Source organism: Acidovorax sp. GW835-FHT14G06, assembly GCF_058793595.1.
Genome location: NZ_JBXAGA010000001.1, coordinates 216,466 through 236,057, shown reverse-complemented (window position 1 = coordinate 236,057; position 19,592 = coordinate 216,466). Strand labels below are relative to the sequence as shown.

The 19,592-nt window shown below is 66.3% G+C and carries 17 protein-coding genes; 10 read left to right on the top strand and 7 right to left on the bottom strand.

The window, feature by feature from the left end:
• Positions 1–90: 90 nt before the first annotated feature.
• Together AC1Q64_RS01030 and AC1Q64_RS01025 are read left to right on the top strand one after the other, a co-directional pair.
• On the top strand, positions 91–1,044 hold the full coding sequence (locus AC1Q64_RS01030) for an SMP-30/gluconolactonase/LRE family protein (RefSeq protein ID WP_492250144.1): 954 nt from the start codon (positions 91–93) through the stop codon (positions 1,042–1,044).
• A 97-nt stretch (positions 1,045–1,141) separates the two neighbouring features.
• Positions 1,142–2,071, top strand: coding sequence for an aldose 1-epimerase (locus tag AC1Q64_RS01025; RefSeq protein WP_492250143.1), 930 nt, complete (start codon positions 1,142–1,144; stop codon positions 2,069–2,071).
• Positions 2,072–2,164: 93 nt separating this feature from the next.
• Here AC1Q64_RS01025 and AC1Q64_RS01020 read toward each other — a convergent pair whose 3' ends face one another.
• Positions 2,165–3,778, bottom strand: coding sequence for a rhodanese-related sulfurtransferase (locus tag AC1Q64_RS01020; protein WP_492250142.1), 1,614 nt, complete (start codon positions 3,776–3,778; stop codon positions 2,165–2,167).
• 26 nt (positions 3,779–3,804) lie between these two features.
• The gene (locus AC1Q64_RS01015) at positions 3,805–4,473 is read right to left on the bottom strand and encodes a cysteine dioxygenase family protein (protein ID WP_492250141.1); all 669 of its coding nucleotides are present in this window, start codon (positions 4,471–4,473) and stop codon (positions 3,805–3,807) included.
• Positions 4,474–4,677: 204 nt separating this feature from the next.
• Between AC1Q64_RS01015 and AC1Q64_RS01010 the strand changes: the two genes are divergently transcribed.
• The 4 genes from AC1Q64_RS01010 (at position 4,678) to AC1Q64_RS00995 (ending at position 8,865) form a co-directional block, all read left to right on the top strand.
• The gene (locus tag AC1Q64_RS01010) at positions 4,678–5,703 is read left to right on the top strand and encodes an ABC transporter substrate-binding protein (protein ID WP_492250140.1); all 1,026 of its coding nucleotides are present in this window, start codon (positions 4,678–4,680) and stop codon (positions 5,701–5,703) included.
• 101 nt (positions 5,704–5,804) lie between these two features.
• Entirely contained in the window at positions 5,805–6,851 is a 1,047-nt protein-coding gene (locus AC1Q64_RS01005; protein ID WP_492250320.1) for an ABC transporter permease, read from the top strand.
• Complete coding sequence (locus AC1Q64_RS01000; RefSeq protein WP_492250139.1) at positions 6,845–7,648, top strand: ABC transporter ATP-binding protein; 804 nt, start codon at positions 6,845–6,847, stop codon at positions 7,646–7,648. The genes AC1Q64_RS01005 and AC1Q64_RS01000 overlap by 7 nt, the downstream gene beginning before the upstream one ends.
• 8 nt (positions 7,649–7,656) lie before the next feature.
• Positions 7,657–8,865 (top strand): c-type cytochrome, encoded by a 1,209-nt coding sequence (locus AC1Q64_RS00995; protein WP_492250138.1) that lies wholly within the window; start codon positions 7,657–7,659, stop codon positions 8,863–8,865.
• Between the two features lie 167 nt (positions 8,866–9,032).
• Here AC1Q64_RS00995 and AC1Q64_RS00990 read toward each other — a convergent pair whose 3' ends face one another.
• Positions 9,033–9,425: a VOC family protein gene (locus AC1Q64_RS00990; protein ID WP_492250137.1), complete on the bottom strand. Its 393-nt coding sequence runs from the start codon at positions 9,423–9,425 to the stop codon at positions 9,033–9,035.
• Between the two features lie 364 nt (positions 9,426–9,789).
• Between AC1Q64_RS00990 and AC1Q64_RS00985 the strand changes: the two genes are divergently transcribed.
• On the top strand, positions 9,790–10,905 hold the full coding sequence (locus AC1Q64_RS00985) for an LLM class flavin-dependent oxidoreductase (RefSeq protein WP_492250136.1): 1,116 nt from the start codon (positions 9,790–9,792) through the stop codon (positions 10,903–10,905).
• Positions 10,906–11,003: 98 nt separating this feature from the next.
• Here AC1Q64_RS00985 and AC1Q64_RS00980 read toward each other — a convergent pair whose 3' ends face one another.
• Both AC1Q64_RS00980 and AC1Q64_RS00975 read right to left on the bottom strand, forming a co-directional pair.
• Positions 11,004–12,644 carry an FAD-dependent monooxygenase gene (locus AC1Q64_RS00980; RefSeq protein WP_492250135.1) on the bottom strand — a complete coding sequence of 547 codons (1,641 nt, stop codon included), beginning with the start codon at positions 12,642–12,644 and terminating at the stop codon, positions 11,004–11,006.
• Between the two features lie 86 nt (positions 12,645–12,730).
• Positions 12,731–13,747: a tripartite tricarboxylate transporter substrate binding protein gene (locus AC1Q64_RS00975; RefSeq protein ID WP_492250134.1), complete on the bottom strand. Its 1,017-nt coding sequence runs from the start codon at positions 13,745–13,747 to the stop codon at positions 12,731–12,733.
• Positions 13,748–13,830: 83 nt separating this feature from the next.
• Here AC1Q64_RS00975 and AC1Q64_RS00970 point away from each other — a divergent pair, with 83 nt between their 5' ends.
• The gene (locus AC1Q64_RS00970; RefSeq protein ID WP_492250133.1) at positions 13,831–14,760 is read left to right on the top strand and encodes a LysR family transcriptional regulator; all 930 of its coding nucleotides are present in this window, start codon (positions 13,831–13,833) and stop codon (positions 14,758–14,760) included.
• Between the two features lie 174 nt (positions 14,761–14,934).
• On the opposite strand, the gene AC1Q64_RS00965 is transcribed toward AC1Q64_RS00970, so the two are convergent.
• Complete coding sequence (locus AC1Q64_RS00965) at positions 14,935–15,783, bottom strand: nucleotidyl transferase AbiEii/AbiGii toxin family protein (protein WP_492250132.1); 849 nt, start codon at positions 15,781–15,783, stop codon at positions 14,935–14,937.
• Positions 15,780–16,361 (bottom strand): type IV toxin-antitoxin system AbiEi family antitoxin domain-containing protein, encoded by a 582-nt coding sequence (locus tag AC1Q64_RS00960; protein ID WP_492250131.1) that lies wholly within the window; start codon positions 16,359–16,361, stop codon positions 15,780–15,782. The genes AC1Q64_RS00965 and AC1Q64_RS00960 overlap by 4 nt, the downstream gene beginning before the upstream one ends.
• Positions 16,362–16,533: 172 nt before the next feature.
• Here AC1Q64_RS00960 and yjjJ point away from each other — a divergent pair, with 172 nt between their 5' ends.
• Complete coding sequence (yjjJ, locus tag AC1Q64_RS00955; protein ID WP_492250130.1) at positions 16,534–17,892, top strand: type II toxin-antitoxin system HipA family toxin YjjJ; 1,359 nt, start codon at positions 16,534–16,536, stop codon at positions 17,890–17,892.
• Between the two features lie 173 nt (positions 17,893–18,065).
• Entirely contained in the window at positions 18,066–19,511 is a 1,446-nt protein-coding gene (locus tag AC1Q64_RS00950; RefSeq protein ID WP_492250129.1) for a TIR domain-containing protein, read from the top strand.
• Positions 19,512–19,592: the final 81 nt, after the last annotated feature.

The window sequence follows — 19,592 nt, the reverse complement described above, 5'->3', positions numbered from 1 at the left end:
CATTTCAAGCATCAATTGGCGTTGATAAGATGCCGCTCGTCAAGTGCCTGGCCGCAGGCCGATGCAAAAAAACGACCGGAGACAACCAACGTGCGCCCTTCGCTGGATACCCCCATCCCACCGTCCAGCGGCGCGTCCGCCTCTGCTCCAACAACAACCGGCGCCCTGCGCTGCGTGGTCGCACTGGGCAACGCACTGGGTGAGGGCGTGATGTGGTCGGTGCGCGAGCAGGCCGTGTACTGGGTGGACATCCTGCAGCGCGAGCTGCACCGCTGGGACCCGGCCACCGGGGCCCACCAGCGCTGGACGTTTGACGAAGAGATCTCCGCCATTGCCGAGCGCGCCAACGCCCCCGGCTTCATCGTCACCCTGCGCCGGGGTTTTGCACTGTTCGACCCCGCTGCTGACATCGCCCCGCGCTACCTGCACCAGCCCGAGCCAGAGCGGACAGGTAATCGCTTCAACGACGGCAAGTGCGACGCCTGGGGCCGCTTCTGGGGTGGCAGCATGGACTTTGCGTGTGAGGCCCCCACAGGCGCGCTCTACACCTACACCGCCAGCGGCGACTGCGTGCGGCACGACGATGGTTTTGCCGTGACCAACGGCCCCACCTGGGCCACCACCGCGCAGGGCCCCGCCATGTTTTTCAACGACACGGTGCAGGGCACCACCTACCGCTACCGCTGCGACCCGGCCACCGGCACCGTGAGCGACAAGACCTTGTGGAAGCGCTGGCCCGCGGCTGACGGCGTGCCCGACGGCATGACCACCGATGCGCAGGGCCGCTTGTGGGTTGCGCATTGGGGCGGCGGCTGCGTCACCTGCCATGACGCCGACACGGCCGACGAGTTGGCCCGCATCACGCTGCCCGTGAGCCAGGTCACCAACTGCGCCTTTGGCGGTGCGGACCTGCGCACGCTGTACATCACCTCGGCCCGCACCGGCCTCACGCCCCAGCAGATCGCGGCCGAGCCGCTGGCGGGTGCGCTGTTTGCCGTGGACATCAGCACGCCCGGCCTGCCCGCGCATCATTTTGGCGGCTGATTCCGGAATGACTGGCGGCTAAGGCAGGCCCCACACGCAACGGTGGAGCCGTGGCTCCGCCTCTTTTTTTCTCCATCCCGCAGAAAGCACACCGCCCATGACCGAGGCCACTTCATCCCACCCCATCGTCTGGCTGCACCACGCAGGGCAGCACCTGGGCCTGGTGCCCACACTGGGCGGCAGCGTGGCGGCCTGGCAGATCGACGACCCGCAAGAGGCTGATGCACGCATCGACCTGTGGCGGCCGTGGGATGGCGCCACGCCCGACCTGTACCAGCTTGCATCCTTTGCCATGGTGCCCTGGTCCAACCGCATCAGCAGCGGCGGGTTTGAACACGCGGGCCAGTTCCACCCCATGCGCCCCAACCGCGTGGGCGAGCCGTACCCCATCCACGGCGACGGGTGGTTGCAGCCCTGGCAGCTGACCCAGCCCGCGCCCGACACGCTGCAGATGCAGCTGCGCTCCGAGCGCTTTGACGGCAACCCTTACCACTACGAATGTGTACAGACCTTCCGGCTGGTGGATGGCGGTCTGGACCAGTCGGTGCAGGTGCGGCACCTGGGCGCGCAGCCGCTGCCCTACGGCCTGGGCCTGCACCCCTGGTTTCCGCGCACGCCCGGCACGCGCATCACGGCGCCGGTGCAGGGCGTGTGGCTGTGTGGCGACGACCCTTTACCCACGGAGCACACGCAGCAGTTTCCGCCTGGCTGGGACTTGAATGCAGGCGCCCCCGCCAACGGCGGCCTGATCGACAACGCCTACACCGGCTGGGGCGGCACCGCGCAGATCGACTGGCCCGAGCGCGGTCTGCGCCTTACCGCGCACATGCCGGACTTTGCCAAGGACGGCGGCGCGGCCCACCACTACTGCCTGGTGTACCGCCCGCCGCAGGGCCCGGCGTTCTGCTTTGAGCCCATCACCCAGCCCATCGATGCTTTCCACCAACCGGGCCAGCCCGGCCTGCGCACCTTGGCGCAGCGCGAGGTGCTGGCGATGAACGTGTCGTGGCGGTACGGGGCGTTGTGAGCGCCCTTGGGGCGCCCCAGAAGAGGGTTTGTAGCGAAATCAGCCGGTAGCGCTAGTGAATCATGCGCTGGCAGCTATTAAATCGATAGTGAATCAGATCACCCGGAACCCGTGGGTGCCGTCGCGCCCCAGTTGTTTCACCAGCCCGAACTCCCAGTCCAGGTAGGCCTGCATCGCCTCGCGCGGGCTGTCGGTGCCTTCGTACGGGCGGCGGTAGCGGTCGATGCGGGGCGAGGCCAGGCGCGTCTCGCCATGCTCCAGCGGCAGGCCCTGGGCGATCCAGGCCAGCGTGCCACCCTCCAGCACCACCACCTCGGCACCACCCGTCAGGCGAGCCAGGTCCTGCGCGGCATAGCGTGCCAGCAGGCTGCTGCCACAGGTCAACACATAACGCTGCGCCTTGGGAATACTGGCCACCGCCTGCGCCAGTTGCGAGCGGATCACGAACCACGCGCCGGGGATGTGGCGCTGCACGTAGTTGGCGCTGGTGGTCAGGTCCAGCACGGCGGTGTGGCCGGGGCGCTCTTTGCTTTCTTCGTTCAGCCAGGCCGCCAGTTGCGCGGGCGTGACCCAGGCAATGGGGCCTTCGGGCTCGGGCACGGTGTTGGCCACGGCGCCGGTCTCGCTGAAGTCGGCGGCGGGCGCGTCGTCCAGCACCCACACGTCCCAGCCCATCTGCGCCAGCCACGATGCGCTCATGTTCGCGCGCACGCCGTCGTCATCCACCAGCACGATGCGCGCGCCACGCACGGCGGCGGTGTGGTCGGTCTCCTGCACCAGCTGGCCGCCGGGCGTGTTGCGAAAGCCGGGCAGGTGGCCTGCGGCAAATTCTTCGGGCGTGCGCACATCCAGCAGGTAGGTGGTGCGCTGCGCCTCGGCCGCAAAGCGCGCCAGGTCGGCGCGGGTGGCGCGCTGCACGCCCGCACGGTCGGCCACACTGCGCGCCTGCTGCGGGGCGCGTTCGCGGTCGGCATGCACGGCGGGGTCAAAGCGGCGGGTGGCGCCGCGCTCCAGCGTCTGGCCGGCCAGCAGCCAGCCGATGGTGCCGTTGCGCAAGGCCGCCACCGGGTTGGGGATGCCCGCGTTCACCAGCGACTGCGTGCCGATGATGCTGCGCGTGCGGCCCGCGCAGTTCACGATGATCCGCGTGGCCGGGTTGGGCGCCAGTGCCTGCGCGCGCAGCACCAGCTCCGCGCCGGGCACGCTCACGCCGGTGGGGATGTTCATGGTGTGGTACTCGTCATACCGGCGCGCATCCAGCACCACGACATCGGCATGGGCGTCGATGAGCGCCTGCACCTCTTCGGCTGCCAGCGAGGGCGTGTGGCGCTCGGCCTCCACCAGCTCGCCAAACGATTTGCTGGGCACGTTCACGTCGATGAACAGCTCGCCGCCCGCATCGCGCCAGCCCTGCAGGCCACCGGCCAGCAGCGTCACCTGCGTGTAGCCCAGCTGCTGCAGCTTGCGCGCGGCGGGCTCGGCCAGGCCTTCGCCGTTGTCGTACACCACGATGAAGGTGTCGCGGCGCGGAATGCGCGTCCACGCCTCCAGCTCGATCTTGCCGGCGGGCAGGTTGGCGGCGAACAGCGGGTGGCTTTGGGCAAACGGGTCTTCCTCGCGCACGTCGAGCAAGGCGATTTCCTGGCGGGCGAGCAGGGCCTCGCGAACCTGGTGGAACGAAGTCTGGGGCAGGGCGGGAGCGGTCATGGTCTTGGTGTTGGGTCGGATCGGCTTCAGGCAGCCGGTGCAGGGTTTTTGGACAGGTCCCAGAGGTTGGGCAGGGTGCTGTTGCTGTAGCCCGAGATGAATGGCTTGCGCGTGCCGTCCTCCAGGTACACGCTGCGCTGCACCGCGCCAATGTTGGCGCCGTACACGTGGATGCTGATGGAGGTGTGGCCCTCCCACGCGTTGCTTACGCGGTGCACATCGCCTATGGCGGGGTCGTTGGGCGAGACGGCCTCCACCTGGCCCGGCTGCAGCCGCACGGGCGCGCCCTGCGGTGTCCAGCGGCCGTCGGGCGTGCGGGAGTAGGCCTGCGAATCCTCGGCGCCGCGCAGCATGCCGATCAGGCCCCACACGGTGTGGTCATGAATGGGTGTGGCCTGGCCGGGGCCCCACACAAAACTCACGACTGAAAAGCGCCCCAATGCGTCGGCATGCAGCAGGTACTGCTGGTAGCGCTCAGGGTGGGGCTGGGCATAGGCGTCGGGCAGCCAGTCGTCATGGGCCACCAGCGTGCGCAGCAGCGTGGCGCCTTGGGCCAGGGTGTCGGGCTCGGGCAGGCGCTGCTCCACCAGCGCGGCCAGCTGCTGCACAAAGTGGCGCAGGCGGGCGGTGTGGGGGGCGCCCTGCGGCGCGGAGGGGGACGTGTGTGGGGTCGATGGGTTGGGCAATGCACTCATGCCCGGTATTGCACCAGCGCCCGGGCTGCCCGTGTGTTGCGTGTTTTGCATATGCATCCCTGTTTTTCTTCGTTCTGTTGCGAGGCGTCTTTCAGTTCAATGCCAATCCATCGTAACGGCGGCGCGGACCGGCTCGCAGGCATCCCAAGGAATTCACGGGCAATCGCAGCGCCGATCAGGATTTGACAACCAAAAGGGCACAACATGAGCAAGCTTCAAAACCAAGGTGGGGTGGGAGGGCGCTGGACGCGCCGGCAGCTGTTGCAGACAGCGGGCGCGGCCAGCGTGGTGGGGGCGTCGAGTGTGGTGGGCAGCCACGTGCTGGCCGCGGGCAAGCTGCGCGAAGTGAAGCTGGCGTGGAACGCCAACGCCATCTGCCTGTCGGCCGCGCCGGTCGCCATCGAGCGCGGCATTTTTGAAAAACATGGCCTCAAAGTCGAGCTGATCAACTTTGCGGGCTCCACCGACCAGTTGCTGGAAACCATCGCCACCTCCAAGGCCGACGCGGGCCTGGGCATGGTGCACCGCTGGATCAAGTCGCTGGAGTCGGGCTTTGACGTGAAGCTGGTGGGCAGCTCGCATGGCGGCTGCTCGCGCCTGGTGGGCTACGAGGCGGCGGGCGTGACCAGCCTGCAAAAGCTCAAGGGCAAGACCATTGCGGTGTCGGACCTCAACAGCCCCGGCAAGAACTTCTTCGCGGTGCTATTGACCAAGGCTGGCCTGAACCCCGAAAAAGACGTGACCTGGCGCCAGTTCCCCGGCGACATGCTGGGCCTGGCGGTGGAAAAAGGCGAGGCCCAGGCCATCGCCGACGGCGACCCCAACCTGCTGCTGATCCAGCGCCGCACCAAGGGCCTGGTGGACCTGGCGTCCAACCTGTCGGGCGAATACGCGGCCAAGACCTGCTGCGTGCTGGGCGTGAGCGGCGCCATGGTGCGCAACGACAAGGGCACGGCAGCCGCGCTGACCCGCGCCATCATCGAGGCGTCGGACTTCGTGGCTGACAACCCCAACGAAACGGCGCGCATCTTCAGCCCGTATTCCAAGGTGCCGCAGGAAGACCTGCGCGCCGTGCTGGGCACGCTCACGCACCGCAGCCACCCGGTGGGCACGGCGCTGCGGCAGGAGATCGAGTTCTATGCCCGCGACTTCAAGCTGGTGGGCGTGCTCAAGCCCGGCACCGACCCTGCGCGTTTTGCAGCGCACGTCCACGCCGACGTGTTGGCCTGAGTCACCTCCCATTCCGTGCAAGGACCCTCTTCATGAGCACTGTTGCCGACAACATCCTGGGCGCCCCGCCGGGCATCAGCCCCAAGCCCTCGCAGCCCTCGCTGCGTGCGCCCAGCCCATCATCCGGTGCGCCCCGTGCTGCGGGTGCGCAGCCTGTCACCGCGCCTGACTTCAAGGCGGCCAAAGCGGCCCAGGGGTTCTGGTGGGCGGGGCTGGCCTCCGCCGTGGCCTGGGCCGGTCTGGCCCTGCTCACGGGCCTGTGGCCCAACAAGCCGGCGGGCTTCAGCGAATGGGCGTTTACCGAAGAGTTCGCCTGGGGTGCGGGGGGCGTGTCGGCACTGCTGCTGGCGCTGACCGTGCTGGCCCGTCCGCTGGCTGCCGTGGTGCGCCGCGTGCGTGCAGCCGGGCCCTGGCTGGTGGCCATTGCCGTCGGCCTGGCGGTGTGGGAGGTGTTCACCGCCAAGCTGGGCACGCTGCCGCCGCCCTTCTTTGCACCGCCCCAAAGCCTGGTGGAGGTGTACGCCACCGACTGGCCGCGCCTTCTGGAGAGCGCGGGCGCCTCCATCCGCCTGCTGGCACTGGGCATTGCGATTGGAGCAGCGGCAGGTTTTGTGACGGGCGTGCTGATCGGCTGGTCGCGCCAGGCCAGTTACTGGATCCACCCGGTGCTGCGCATCCTGGGCCCGGTGCCCACCACCGCGCTGCTGCCGGTCAGCTTCTATTTCTTTCCGTCCAGCTGGTCCACCGCGATCTTTTTGATTGCGCTGGGCACGGCCTTCCCGGTGGCCATCCTCACCTGGTCGGGCGTGGCCGGGGTGCACAAGAACTTTTATGACGTGGCCCGCACCATGGGGGCGTCGCCCTGGTTTCTGGTGCTGCGCGTGGCGATTCCGGCGGCGCTGCCGCAGGTGTTTGTGGGCCTGTTCATGGGCCTGGGCGCGGCGTTCTCCACCCTGGTGGTGGCCGAGATGCTGGGCGTGAAAGCGGGCCTGGGCTGGTACCTCACCTGGGCGCAGGGCTGGGCGGCGTATCCCAACATGTATGCGGCGCTCATCGTGATGGCGCTGTTGTTCTCGGGCGTGATCACGCTGCTGTTCGTGCTGCGCGACAGGGTGCTGTCGTGGCAGAAGGGGGTGGTGAAATGGTGAGTTCCGCGACGATTCCTGAAATCTCTACGGCGGCCCGTGTGACCGGCGCACGCATTGACGTGTGCAATGTCAGCCACTGGTTTGACCTGCCCGCAGGCCCGCTGCACGTGATCGACGAGCTGGACTTGTCCATTGCACCCGGCGAGTTCGTGGCCCTGCTGGGCCCCAGCGGCTGCGGCAAGAGCACGCTGCTGCGCCTGGTGGCGGGGCTGGAGCCCGCCACCACCGGCGAGCTGCTGCAGGATGGCGCCCCCATCACCCAGCCCGACCCGTCGCGCATCGTGGTGTTTCAGGACCCCACGCTGTTCCCCTGGCGCACCGTGTGGGACAACGTGGCCCTGGGCCTGCAGGCGCGCGGCATCCTCAAATCCCAGCGCCACCGCGTGGACGAAGCGCTGGCCCTGGTCGGGCTGCAGGACTTTGCCAAGGCCTTCCCGCACCAGCTCTCGGGCGGCATGGCGCAGCGCGTGGCGCTGGCGCGTGCACTGGTCAACGACCCCACCTTGCTGGTGCTGGACGAACCGCTGGGCAAGCTCGACTCGCTCACCCGCCTGTCCATGCAGGCCGAGCTGGTGCAGCTGTGGCAGCGTGCGGGCTTCTCGGCATTGCTCGTGACGCACGATGTGGAAGAAGCGCTGTTCATGGCGCAGCGTGTGGTGGTGTTCTCTGACCGGCCTGCGCGCGTCAAGCAGGTGCTGGTCAACGACCTGCCATACCCGCGCCACCGGGGCGACCCCCGCCTGGCGGCCCTGCGCCACGAGGCGCTGGCGTTGCTGGGGCTGGACGCCAGCTGGTAGCCACCGCCTTGGCCTGGCTGTCGTTGCCGCCCGAGTGGCTTGCCGCTCTGCTCGAAGGCCTGCAGGCCACCCAGCAGGGTCTGCGCGCGCTGCTGCATGCCGTGGGCCTGGCGCCCGATGTGCACGGCCAGCCCGCCTGGCCGTTTGCGCACCGTGTGGCCGCCGAGATGCTGGTGGTGGATGCCGGCCACGCGCGGCGCGTGCTGCTGTCGCTGCTGTGTGTGGGTGCCGCGCTGCTGGCGCTGGCGACTTCAGCGGCATGGTGGCGCGGCCGCAAGCCGCTGTGGTGGCTGGCCGCTGCGCTGGTGGTGTTTGCGCCCTGGCCCCATCGCCACCTGCTGCTGACGCCCGCCGTGGCCACCAGCCTGCACCAGTCACCCACGGGCTTCACTGCGCAGGGCATCGTGCGTGGCCAGGCGGTGTACCAGCAGCAGTGCGTGCGCTGCCATGGCGCCAGTGCCAACGGCGAAGGGCCCGATGCAGCCCGGCTGGCCATGTGGCCGCCCAACCTGAACGGCGCGCTGCTGTGGAAGCGGCTGGATGGCGAACTCTTCTGGCGCGTGCGCCACGGCATGCAGGGCCGCAACGGCGCGCAGACCATGCCGGGCTTTGACACCACGCAGCTCACCGACGCGCAGGTGTGGGAGGTGCTGGACTACCTGCAAGCCCATGCCGCAGGCCAGATGCTGCGCGAATCCGGCACATGGGACCGCCCCGTGCGCCTGCCCGACGTGGCCGTGCTGTGCCGCCAGGGGCGCCAGCACACGGCGCGCAGCCTGGTGGGGCAGCGGCTGCGCGTGGTGCTGCCAGGCCGCGGCAGCCCCTTGCCCGCCGATGACCCGCGCCTTGTCTCGCTGGTGGTGGTGCACCCCGGGCCCGGCGCGCCGCACACTCCCGATGCTGCTGCCGCCGATGCGGAATGTCTGACCACCGATACCGCAGCGCCGTTGGCATTGGCCCTGGTGCTGGGGGTGCCCGCCAGCGACCTGCCTGGCCACCAGCTCATCGCAGACCGTGCGGGCTGGCTGCGCGCACGGGGCCAGTCGGGCAAGGCCGCATGGTCGGAGGACGATCTGGTCTGCCGCACTGCGCCAGCGGCCCAGCAGCTGCCTTCTGCCGATGTAGCTGCCGACGCTGCGGGCGATGGCCTGCAGGCGCTGATTCGCCGCATGGACGCAGAGCCCGTGCGGCTGGTGCGGGGCGGTTTCCCGCACTGACAGTGCCTGCCACCAGCGTGTTGGCAGCGCGCTGCGAGCGAACGCCTGTGTCGCGTTCAGATTGCTCTCAAAAGAATAGCGGCCAGCGCTTTATCGACTAGCGCTTGAGGCCATTTTCCCTTAGATAAGCAGCGCAGGGGGCTCCCGCCCGCCGGTACCACCCTGCGCTACGCCTGTCCGTGCGACGCCACGCACAGCTTGTTGCCGTCCGGGTCCCGAAAATACGCACCGTAGTAGTTGGCGTGGTACTCGGGCCGCAGTCCGGGGCGGCCCTCGCACCGGCCGCCCAGGCTCAGCGCCAGCGCATGGGCCGCGTCCACCTGGCTGCGCGTGGCGGCCATGAAGGCCACCATCAGCCCGTTGCCAGGGTGGGGCACCTCGCCGTTGAATGGGCGGGCAATCACAAACAGCGGCCGGGGGCCGGGGGTGGACTCCCAGCCCGCCCAGGGCCGCTCCGCTTCGCAAAAGCGCTCCCGTATGCCCAGAGAGGCCAGCACCGGCCGGTAGAACGCCAGGGCGCGCTCGAAATCTGTGATGCCAACAAAAACGTGCGAGAGCATGGTGGGTGGGGTCCTTTCTGGATGCGAAGCCGGCTGGCCATTGTGAGGAGTGAGGAGCGAGGAGCAAGGGGGCAGAGGCCAGGGCCGGGCGTTCAGATCGGCAACGCACTGGCCGACCATGCCGACGCTGACGGCCAGGCGGCGGAGTCTGGATGACAACCCGCCACAGCATAGCGGCGCGCACGGCGGCGGTGCACTCCCTTCGCCGTGCACAGCGGGGCCTATGCGCCGCACAACTTTGCAAACGCGTTTTTCTTCGTTGGCGCGCGCCATGGGCAGGCAGATCATGGCTGCAGTCCCGCACGCGTGACGTTGCCAACCATTCACCCAACCTTGTTTCACCCCATCGCCACAGGAGCCCGCTATGCCCGTCCAGTTCATCGGCATGATCCAGCCGCACGAAGTCTCTGAAACCATCGCCCGCAAGGGCCCGGCGGTGGACCCCGCCTATGTGCGCGTGTTTGCCCAAGCGCACGAGCACGCGGGGTTTGACCGCATCCTGGTGCCTGCCAGCTCGTCCAGCCCCGACACGCTGCTGACCGTCACGTACGCGGCATCGGTCACCGACAAGATCAAGTTCCTGCTGGCGCACCGCCCCGGCTTTGTGGCGCCCACGCTGGCCGCGCGCCAGCTGGCCACGCTGGACCACTACACCAACGGCCGCCTGGCCGTGCACTACATCAGCGGCGGCTCGGACGAAGACCAGCAGTGCGATGGCGACTTCCTGAACCACGACGAGCGCTATGCGCGCACCGACGAATACCTCACCGTCCTGCGCCGCGTGTGGGCCGAAGACAAACCCTTTGACCACGAAGGCACCTACTACCGCGCCAAGGGCGTGGTGTCGGAAGTCAAGCCCCTGCAAGGCCAGCGCGTGCCCATCTACTTTGGCGGCGCCTCTGCGCCCGCGCTGCAGGTGGCCGGCAAACATGCCGACGTGTACGCGCTGTGGGGCGAGTCGCTGGCCCAGGCGGGCGACCTGGTGCGCCGTGTGCGCGCCGAGGCCACCTTGCAGAGCCGGCATGTGGACTTCAGCATCTCGTTCCGCCCCATCCTGGGCAAGACCGAGGACGAGGCCTGGGCCAAGGCCGAGCGCATTCTGGAAGACACGCGCCGTTTGCGTGTGAGCCAAGGCTACTCGCGCGGCGTGGGCCCGCAGCAGAGCGAAGGCGCGCAGCGCCTGCTGGCCGACGCCGCCAAAGGCGACCGTGTGGACGAACGCCTGTGGACGGCCATTGCGCGCGAGCTGGGCGGCCGGTCCAACTCCACATCGCTGGTGGGTACGCCAGAGCAGGTGGCCGACGCACTACTCAAGTACTACGACCTGGGCATCACCACCTTCCTGATCCGTGGCTTTGACCCGCTGGTGGACGCCATCGAGTACGGCCGCGAGCTGCTGCCCCTGGTGCGCGCCAAGGTGGCAGAGCGCGACGGACAGCAAGCACCGGTGGCGCCCGCCGCGTTGCGCAAGGCCGCCTGAGCGATTGGCTGCCTGGCGACCCGGCCTGGATCGCGCCCTGGCCTGGATCACTCCCGGGCTGGGGCGTTGCCGCTAACGCAGCGGCAACGACCGTGCGGTTACCCCGCCACCCGCGCCAGAACGTCGCGGGCTTGCTCGGCGGTCACCGCGGGGCCGCCAGCAGGCGCCGTCCAGGCCACAAACTGGTCGGGCCGCACCAGCACCAGCGGTGCGCCATAGCGCGCAGGCTCGGTGCCTTCGCCCCCGTCACCACAGTCCACCAGCCGCAGGGGCAGGCCCAGGCCCGCCGCCGCCTCGCGAAAGGCCTGCACCGATGGCGCGTGGGCGCCGTCGCCGCCCACCACCAGCAGCGAAAAGCCCGGGCCCAGTTCCTCAAACACATTGCGCCCGCTGGGCAGCGTGGCGGGTGCCAGGTGGTGGCCAGGCCGCGCCTCAAACCGGTGCGATCCCTTGGCGCTGCTGGCGCGGCCCTCGCTGCCCCACACGATGCCCGAGCCCTCGTAGTGCGGCTCAAACGCATGCACCTCGCCCACGGCGCCCTGTGCGCGCGCCTGCCACGCGGCCTCAAACGCGGTCTGGTCCCGCGCCGGGTCGTGGGTGTCCAGAAACTCCTTGTCTGTCTCGATGGACCGCGCAATGAAGTCGTTGATGGTGGACGCAAACACCGGGCGCCGCTCGGCGTCGTACGAGTCCAGCAGGCGCTCGCCGCCCCAGCCTTGCAGCGTTGCGGCCAGCTTCCAGCCCAGGTTGCGCGCGTCTTCCAGGCCCGAGTTCACGCCATAGCCGCCGTAAGGCGGGTGGCTGTGGGCGGCGTCGCCCGCGATGAACACCCGGCCCTTGCGGTAGCTGTCGGCCAGCATGAAGCGCAGGTCCCAAAAGCCGATGTGCTCAAACTCCACCTCAAACTCCGCGCCCACCGCCTCGTGCAGGTAGGCGGCAAAGTCAAAGTTGTCTTTGGTGGTGCCTGGCGGCACCGGGGCGTGAAAGAACCAGGTGCTGCCCAGGTCCACCCGGCCCAGAAACTTCCAGTAGCCCTTCAGCTCGGGCTGCAGCACGTTGTAGTAAGACTTGCCGGGGTAGCGCTCCAGCAGCTGGTGCAGGCCTTGCGACTTGAACACCAGCAGCACCATCATGCGGTCGTGGTCCGTGCGGGTGTGGGTGATGCCCGCTTGCTCGCGCACCACCGACCGCGCTCCGTCCGACCCCACCACATAGGCGCCGCGCAGCACGCGCTGGGCCTTGCCGTCGCCGCGTTGCTGAATGGTGACGGACACGCCCGCATCGTCCTGCGCCACGGTGCTGGTCTCCCAGCCGTAGAGGGTCTGCACCGACGGCAGCTGGGCCACGCGCTGGCGCAGCACGGCCTCGGTGGCGTACTGCGGCAGCCGCTCGTTGGCCGTGAAGTAATACGGCTTGACCAGGTCGCGCTGCAGCCAGTCGTAGCTGTAGGGCCCCAGCAGCGTGCCGTGCGCGGTCAGGCCGCCAATGCCGTATTCGACCGGAATGGTGCGCGCCGCGCGCAGCTGCTTTTCAGCCCCCCAGAAGTGAAAGTGCTCCATGGTGCGCTGCGTGAGGTTCTGCCCCTTGGGGATGGGCTGGGGCTGCACATAGCGCTCCACCACGATCACGCTCACGCCGCGCTGGCCCAGCTCAATGGCCAGGCCCATGCCGACCGGGCCGCCGCCCACAATGATCACTTCGGCGTCTTGCTGCGGCGCCATGGTTGCTTGCTGGTTCATGTTGTTGGTTTTGTTCGATTCGATTCGGTTCGGTACGGGCTGCGGTGTGTTGTTGTGCGGTGCTGCGTGGTGCTGGTGGTTTGCGGTTACTCGGCGGTGATGCCCTGGGCCTTGATGAGATCGGCCCAGCGCTTGGCGTCAGCCGTCACTAGCTTCTGGAAGGCGTCTGGCGAGCTGTGGGCGGGCGTCATGCCCTGGGTCTCGAACGACTTGGCCACGGCGGGCGAGGCCAGCACGTCGCGCAGCTCGGTGTTGAGCCGGTCCACCATGGCGCGGGGCGTGCCTGCGGGGGCAAACACGCCGTACCACATGTCCACGTTCAGGTCGCCCAGCTTCAGGGTGCCGAGCGACGGCACCTCGGGCAGCAGTGGGTGGGGCGTGTCCGAGCTGATGGCCAGTGCCTTCAGCTTGCCCGCCTTCACATGCTGCAGGGCCACGTGGATGGGCAAGAACATCGCGTCGATCTGCCCGCCCAGCAGGTCTGTCACGGCCGGGGCGGTGCCCCGGTAGCTGATGTGGGTGAGCGAAATCTTGGCCCGGTTCTTCAGCAATTCCATCGCCAGGTGGTGCGGCGTGCCCGCACCGGGCGAGCCGTAGTTGAGCGAGCCGGGCTTGGCCCGGGCGCGGTCCATCAGGTCCTTGAGTGATTCGATCTTGGACCCGGCCGACGCCACCAGCAGCAGCTGCCCCCAGCTCGTCTGGCTCACCGGCACCAGGTCCGTCAGCGGGTTAAAGCCCTGCTTGGGGTACAGCGCCATGTTCATCACCAGCGTGTTCACGCTGACCAGCAGCGTGGTGCCGTCGGGCGCTGCGCGTACTACCTCTTGCGTGCCGATGATGCCGGACGCACCCGCCTTGTTCTCCACAAAAAACGGGCGCTTGAGCCGGTCAGACAGCGGCTGCGCAATCTGCCGCGCAATCAGGTCAATGCCCGTGCCGGGCGTGAACGGCACCACCAGCCGCACCGGTGCATCAGTACCCGTCTGCGCCCAGGCCCTGGGCGTGGCGGCTGCCGCCGTGGCGGCCAGCGCGCCCAGCACCAGGCTGCGGCGTTGGGGGGAGGGCGGGTGTGTATGGGCACGCAATGCAGTCTGATCGAACATGGGGATTGTCTCTTTAGTCGTTGAAAGGGCGTTGCGAGTCGATTACAACGACACTCTTGACATTGATCAAACGGAAAATTCTGATGAATTCTTCATCAAAGCTGATGAATGTCAGCACCCGCCAGCTCCACGCTTTTCTGGAGGTGACGCGCCTGCAGAGCTTTGCCAAGGCGGCCGAGCAGGTGCACCTGTCCCCCTCGGGCATGAGCATGCTGGTCAAGGAGCTGGAGGACCAGGTGGGCGCCCGCCTGTTTGACCGCACCACCCGGTCGATCACGCTGACCGAGGCCGGGCGCCGCCTGCAGCCCGTGGCCGAGCGCGTGGTGGGCGAGCTGCGCGCCCTGGGCGCCGTGCTCGACGGCAACGAGGCCGCCGTGCGCTCGCGCCTGCTGGTGGCGGCCACGCCCATGATCTCGGCCAGCCTGCTGCCCGAGGTAATTCGCGGCTTTGCGCACAGCCACCCCGGCGTGCAGGTGCAGCTCAGCGATGTCGAGGTGGGCACCGTGCGCCAGCGCGTACTCGACGGCGAGGCCGACATCGGTTTTGGCTTTTTCGTCAAACCCGCCGTGGGGCTGTCGCGCCAGCCCTTGTGCAAGTTCCGCCTCATGCGCATCAGCCCGCCCGATGCGGGGCACACCAGCGGCCAGCTGTCAGACAGCCAGCCCTGGAGCCGCCTCAAAGACGTGCCCCTGGTCAGCCTGCCATCGGACAACCCCATCCAGGTGGTGATTGAAAAGCAGCTCTCCCGCCTGGGCCTGGCCCACCAGGAGCGCCCCCGCATGAACCTCATCGGCACCCTCATCGGCATGGTGCGCGCAGGCCGTGGCAGCGCCATCGTGCCCTCGTTTGCGCTGGAAGAATGCCTGCGCCAGGGCCTGGGCGTGGCCATGCTGCGCGAGCCCGTGGTGCACCTGGACCTGTACCTGGCCTACCGCCGGGGCACGCAGCAAAAACCGGCGGCCATGGCGTTTGCCGATGCGTTGCGGGAGGCTGCGGTGCGGTTGCCTGCTTGAAAGCCTGAAACGTCTTGGGATGATGCGGGGAAGGTGCGGGGCTGAGATTCAGTGCGAAATGTGCACCAAGCGCCAGAAAAACATACCGAGGCAGCTATCAAGTTAGGAGCGGATATGACATGGCACGCAGTTGTTGCGCACCATTCGCCCCCCTCATCCCATCGGTCTGTCGCTTCATAGCCCCAACAGCTTCTGCAACTCGCTGCGCAGCACCTCCACCACCTCTGCCAGGTCCAAGGCTTGCAGGCGGTTCTTTTTCAGAAAGGCGGCCCACTGTTTCTGCTTGGCCGCATCCTGTGCAAACCCATCGCTCAGACCAGAGGGAATGGCATTGGGCAGGGCCAACCGGCGCCGATGGAACGTGGCAACCACTGCGCGGTGCAGTTCTTGCGGGTCCAACACGCCTTCGGTCAGCAGCACCCACAGGTCAAAGTAGTCCTTCATGCGCGTGTTGGCCATGCCCAGCAGGCACACCGCATGAAACTTCTCTGCCACCACCGTGTACTTGGGGTAAGCGCGCAGTTGGGGTGCGGGCAGGTCTGGCAGCAGCACCGGGTAGTGCACCGCCTCGGGTGCTGGGGTCACCGCGTCGCCAAACCCAATGTCCACCTGCAGCGCAATGCGTGCGCCGTCCAAGGTGGCCAGCAGGTCCACCCGCACACCGCCGTACCCCGCCTCTTTGCGAATGATGGTGCCCTTGACCGAGGCCGGGTCAAACGCCAAACCATCGTCCACCTCGATCTGGCACATCTCGCGGAACGCCTGTACGGCAGATTCAACGTCGTCCGGACCAAAACCCAGCAGATCCGCATCGCGCGTGGGGCGGTGGGGCTGGTCGAACCACAGCGAGAACAGCAGGGCGCCTTTGAGCAGATAGCGGTTGGCGTGTGGCGAGATCGACAACCGGTACAGCAGCCGCTCCAGCCCATAGCGGGTCAGAGTCAGGTTGAAGTCCTGCTGGTGCGCATCGGCGTGCTGCTTAAGCCGCGCGCGGATGGAGGCGGCCACATTGCGCTGGCTCATGCCGTCACGCTCTCTAGATATGGCCGCATCACGTTGGCCACGCGGTTCACTGTGGCGTAGTGCCACAGCGCATCCATGGGCAGCTTGCCCTGCTGCCAGCCATCGCGCAGCGCCTCCAGCGCCACATCCAGCCCAATTTTGTTGCGGTACTTGAAGCAGTCCGCCACCGTTTTTGCGGCGTTGAACACCGGCACTTGCACGCCGTCAATGTCCACCAGTTCGATGCCTTCCGTCAGCGCCGCGCCAGACATGCGCACCACACGCAGCGCAGGTTGTCCCGGGCGCGGGGTGGGCGTGTTGGGTGGTATCGCCATCCAAACCTCAAACGGCGCCTGCGTGCCGATGCCGTGCACGCGCAGGGCAGAGAGCAAACACACCACGCCCTTGGGCACACGCAGCGCCACCTCGGCCAGCGAACGGTGTTCGCTGACGGCACGGCCTGGCAGGCTGTACACGCCGCGTGCCACGCGGTCGAGCTTGCCTGCGGCGACCAGCCGGGTCAGCAGTACCGTGGGCAGGCCATGCGCGCTCAGGTCGCGCGCGCGGAGCAGGGGTTGGTGCTGGGCAAGCTCAAGCACCGTGCTTTCTTGGGAGGTGAGGGGGGCTGGTGGCACGTCACAAGTTTGTTGTATTGGATAGTTGTTTGTCAATAAATAACTAAAAAACGCAACAACGTAGGCTTTAATCCAGTCTATTAAATCTATTCTTTTATCTATTCAATTTTCAATTCAACCGGCGTATCCTTAGGCCATGCCATCCGCCGCCCAGACCTACGCCAACGCCATCCGCCCCCTGCTGCGCCCCGGCCCTGCCAAGGCGCAGGCGCTGGCACAGGCGCTGCAGGTCAGCCAGCCCACCGTCTCGCGGGCACTCGGCGCACTGGGTGACGAGGTGGTGCCTTTTGGCGCTGCAAGATCTATTCAATACACGCTCCGCGATCCCCTGCGCGCCGATCTGCAGGCCACCGTGTACCGCGTCACCCCCCAGGGCGCGCTCGAAACCCTGGGCACCCTGGTCCCGGTGTGCCCGCAGGGCTTTGTGATGGTCGAGGCGGGCGGGGCCCGGCAACACAGCGACGGTCTGCCGTGGTGGATTTTTGACATGCGCCCGCAGGGCTACCTGGGGCGCGCCTACTGCCAGCGGCACGGCCAGCGCCTGGGCTTGCCCGAGCGGCTGGGCGACTGGAGCGACACCCACGCGCTGCGCGCCATCCTGGACCAGGGCGACGACATGCCCGGCAACCTGCTCATCGGCCCCACTGCCCGCGACCAATTCGTCAATGCGCCCGACCCCATGCCGATTGCAGCCGCGCAAAAGCTGCCCACCTACGCCCAGCTGGCCGACCTGGCCGCGCGCGGCGAAGTGGCGGGCTCGTCAGCCGCCGGAGAGCAACCCAAGTTCACCGCCTACGCAGAGCAGGCCGATGGCACCGCCGCGCATGTGATGGTCAAGTTCACCGCAGAACTCGACACCCCCGTCAGCGCCCGCTGGCGCGACCTGCTGCTGGCCGAACACATCGCCTTGCAGGTGCTGAGCGACCATGGCGTGGCTGCCGCGCAGTCGATGACCTGGACGCACGGCACCCAACGGTTTCTGGAGGTGCAGCGGTTTGACAGGCTGGGGGCGCGCGGGCGCAGGGCGCTGCATTCCTTCGCCGCGCTGGACGCCGAGTTTGTCGGCAGCGGCGGCAACTGGCCAGTGATTGCCAGGGCGTTGTTAAAGGCCGGGGTCATTACCCCCCAGGCCTTTGACACAGCCTGCCTGCTGTGGGCGTTTGGCACCCTGATCGGCAACACCGACATGCACAGCGGCAATCTGTCGTGCTTGTCAGAGGGGCGCAGGCCTTACGAGCTGGCCCCGGCCTATGACATGACGCCCATGGCGTTTGCACCCACGGCGGGGGGCGGTTTGCCGAGTCGGACGCTGGAACTGACGGTGGGGGAGCAGGTCAGTGCGGCGGCTTGGAAAGAGGCGCTTGCGATGGCGAAGGTGTTTGCGTGCCGGTTGGAGGACGAGGAAGCATTCAGCGCGGGCTTTGAAGAATGCAACGTTGAGTTGCGGCGCCATGTGACGGAGGCTGCTGAGCGGATTGGGCGGCTTGCGCTTTAGGGTGGGTACTCTGAAAACTCTCAGGCTATAGTTTGCGAGCTCAGTTCTGCGGGTTTTGCTGGAGCTTGATTCGTGAATCTCTCATTAGATACTCGTTTGAAGCCTCGGTCTGCGCACTGCCTGATTAAATCTATCCCGCAGGTTTTATGGGATAGCCATTTCCATACCTTTCTGTGATTGAAACCGTGAATCCACCTCGTCTATTTATTTCATACAGTTGGTCGAATCCGCAGCATGAACAGTGGGTCCTTGATCTCGCCAGTGAGCTGGTATCCAGTGGTATTGATGTTGTTCTTGATAAATGGGATTTACGTGAGGGTCACGACGCAATTGCGTTCATGGAAAAGATGGTTACTGACCCAAGTATCTCGAAGGTCGCTCTCGTATGTGACGAGGTCTACGTAACTAAGGCAGATGGCAGAGCGGGTGGTGTAGGGACGGAAACTCAGATCATTTCTGCCGAGGTTTACGCAAAGCAGAACCAGGACAAGTTCGTGGCGGTAATCGCAGAGAAGGGTACGGACGGCAAGCCATTTCTTCCAACCTACTACAAGTCGCGTATCTACATTGACCTAAGCGAAAGTGAGCGATACGCAGAGAGCTTCGAGAAGCTTGTTCGCTGGGTGTTCGATAAGCCCTTGTTCAAGAAGCCAGAACTCGGAAAGCCACCTTCATTCATTACCGATAGCACTGCACCGGTTCTTGGGACAACGCCGCTTGCAAAAAGAGTGGTGGACGGCTTGCGAGGTGACAAAGCTTATGCGAGGGGGGCTGTGGACGAGTACCTCAATATATTCTCTCAACAGCTTGAGCGGTTTCGACTCGTGGCAGATGAGGGGGAGTTCGACGACCGTGTCGCGAAGTCCATTGAAGACTTCCTGCCGGCCCGGAATGAGTTCCTGCAGGTGCTCACCACACTGACACAATACGCGGACATCGATAGCTACTCATCTCGCCTGCATCGGTTCTATGAGTCGCTTATTCCCTATTTCTATCGTCCTTCACACATTAATCAGTGGAACGATCTTGACTTCGATAACTTCAAGTTCATCGTGCATGAACTCTTTCTATACAGTATTGCCCTTCTCTTGAAGGGAGAGTACTTTGGCGCAACAGACTACCTATTGGGGCAACCCTACTACGTCCCAGGTAACTCTAATCACGGAGAGAACGCCACCGTTTCCTTCATTGCTATACAGGAGTACGTTAAGTCACTTGAGATCAGAAACCAGAGGCTCAAAAAGAATCGTGCCTCGCTCCGGGCTGACTTACTTGAACAGCGCTCGCATACGTCGGGGCTCGCATTCCGTCATTTGATGCAGGCCGATCTCGTGTGCTTTCTTCGTGGAGACATGATGGGCGTCGATACCTGGCATCGTTGGTGGCCAGACACGCTGATATACGCACAAAGACAACATGGACCATTTGAGATTTTCGCTCGTGCATCCTCGAAGTCCTACTTGCCATCTGTGCTCAAAGTCGTAGGCGCTTCCAGTGTTGCTGCGCTGAAGGCGAAGCTCGAAAGCTATGCGCATGACAGCAGTTTTCCTCGTTGGAGCTATCACTCGTTCAGTCCAGCCTCTTTGACTGGAATTGAACAAATCGGAACACGGCCCTGAGGCGACGGCGCAACTCTATGCTGAGCGCCAGCGTTCGTCAGCTATTAGCCACTGTCATCAACTGATCCCAGCCGCTAGCTT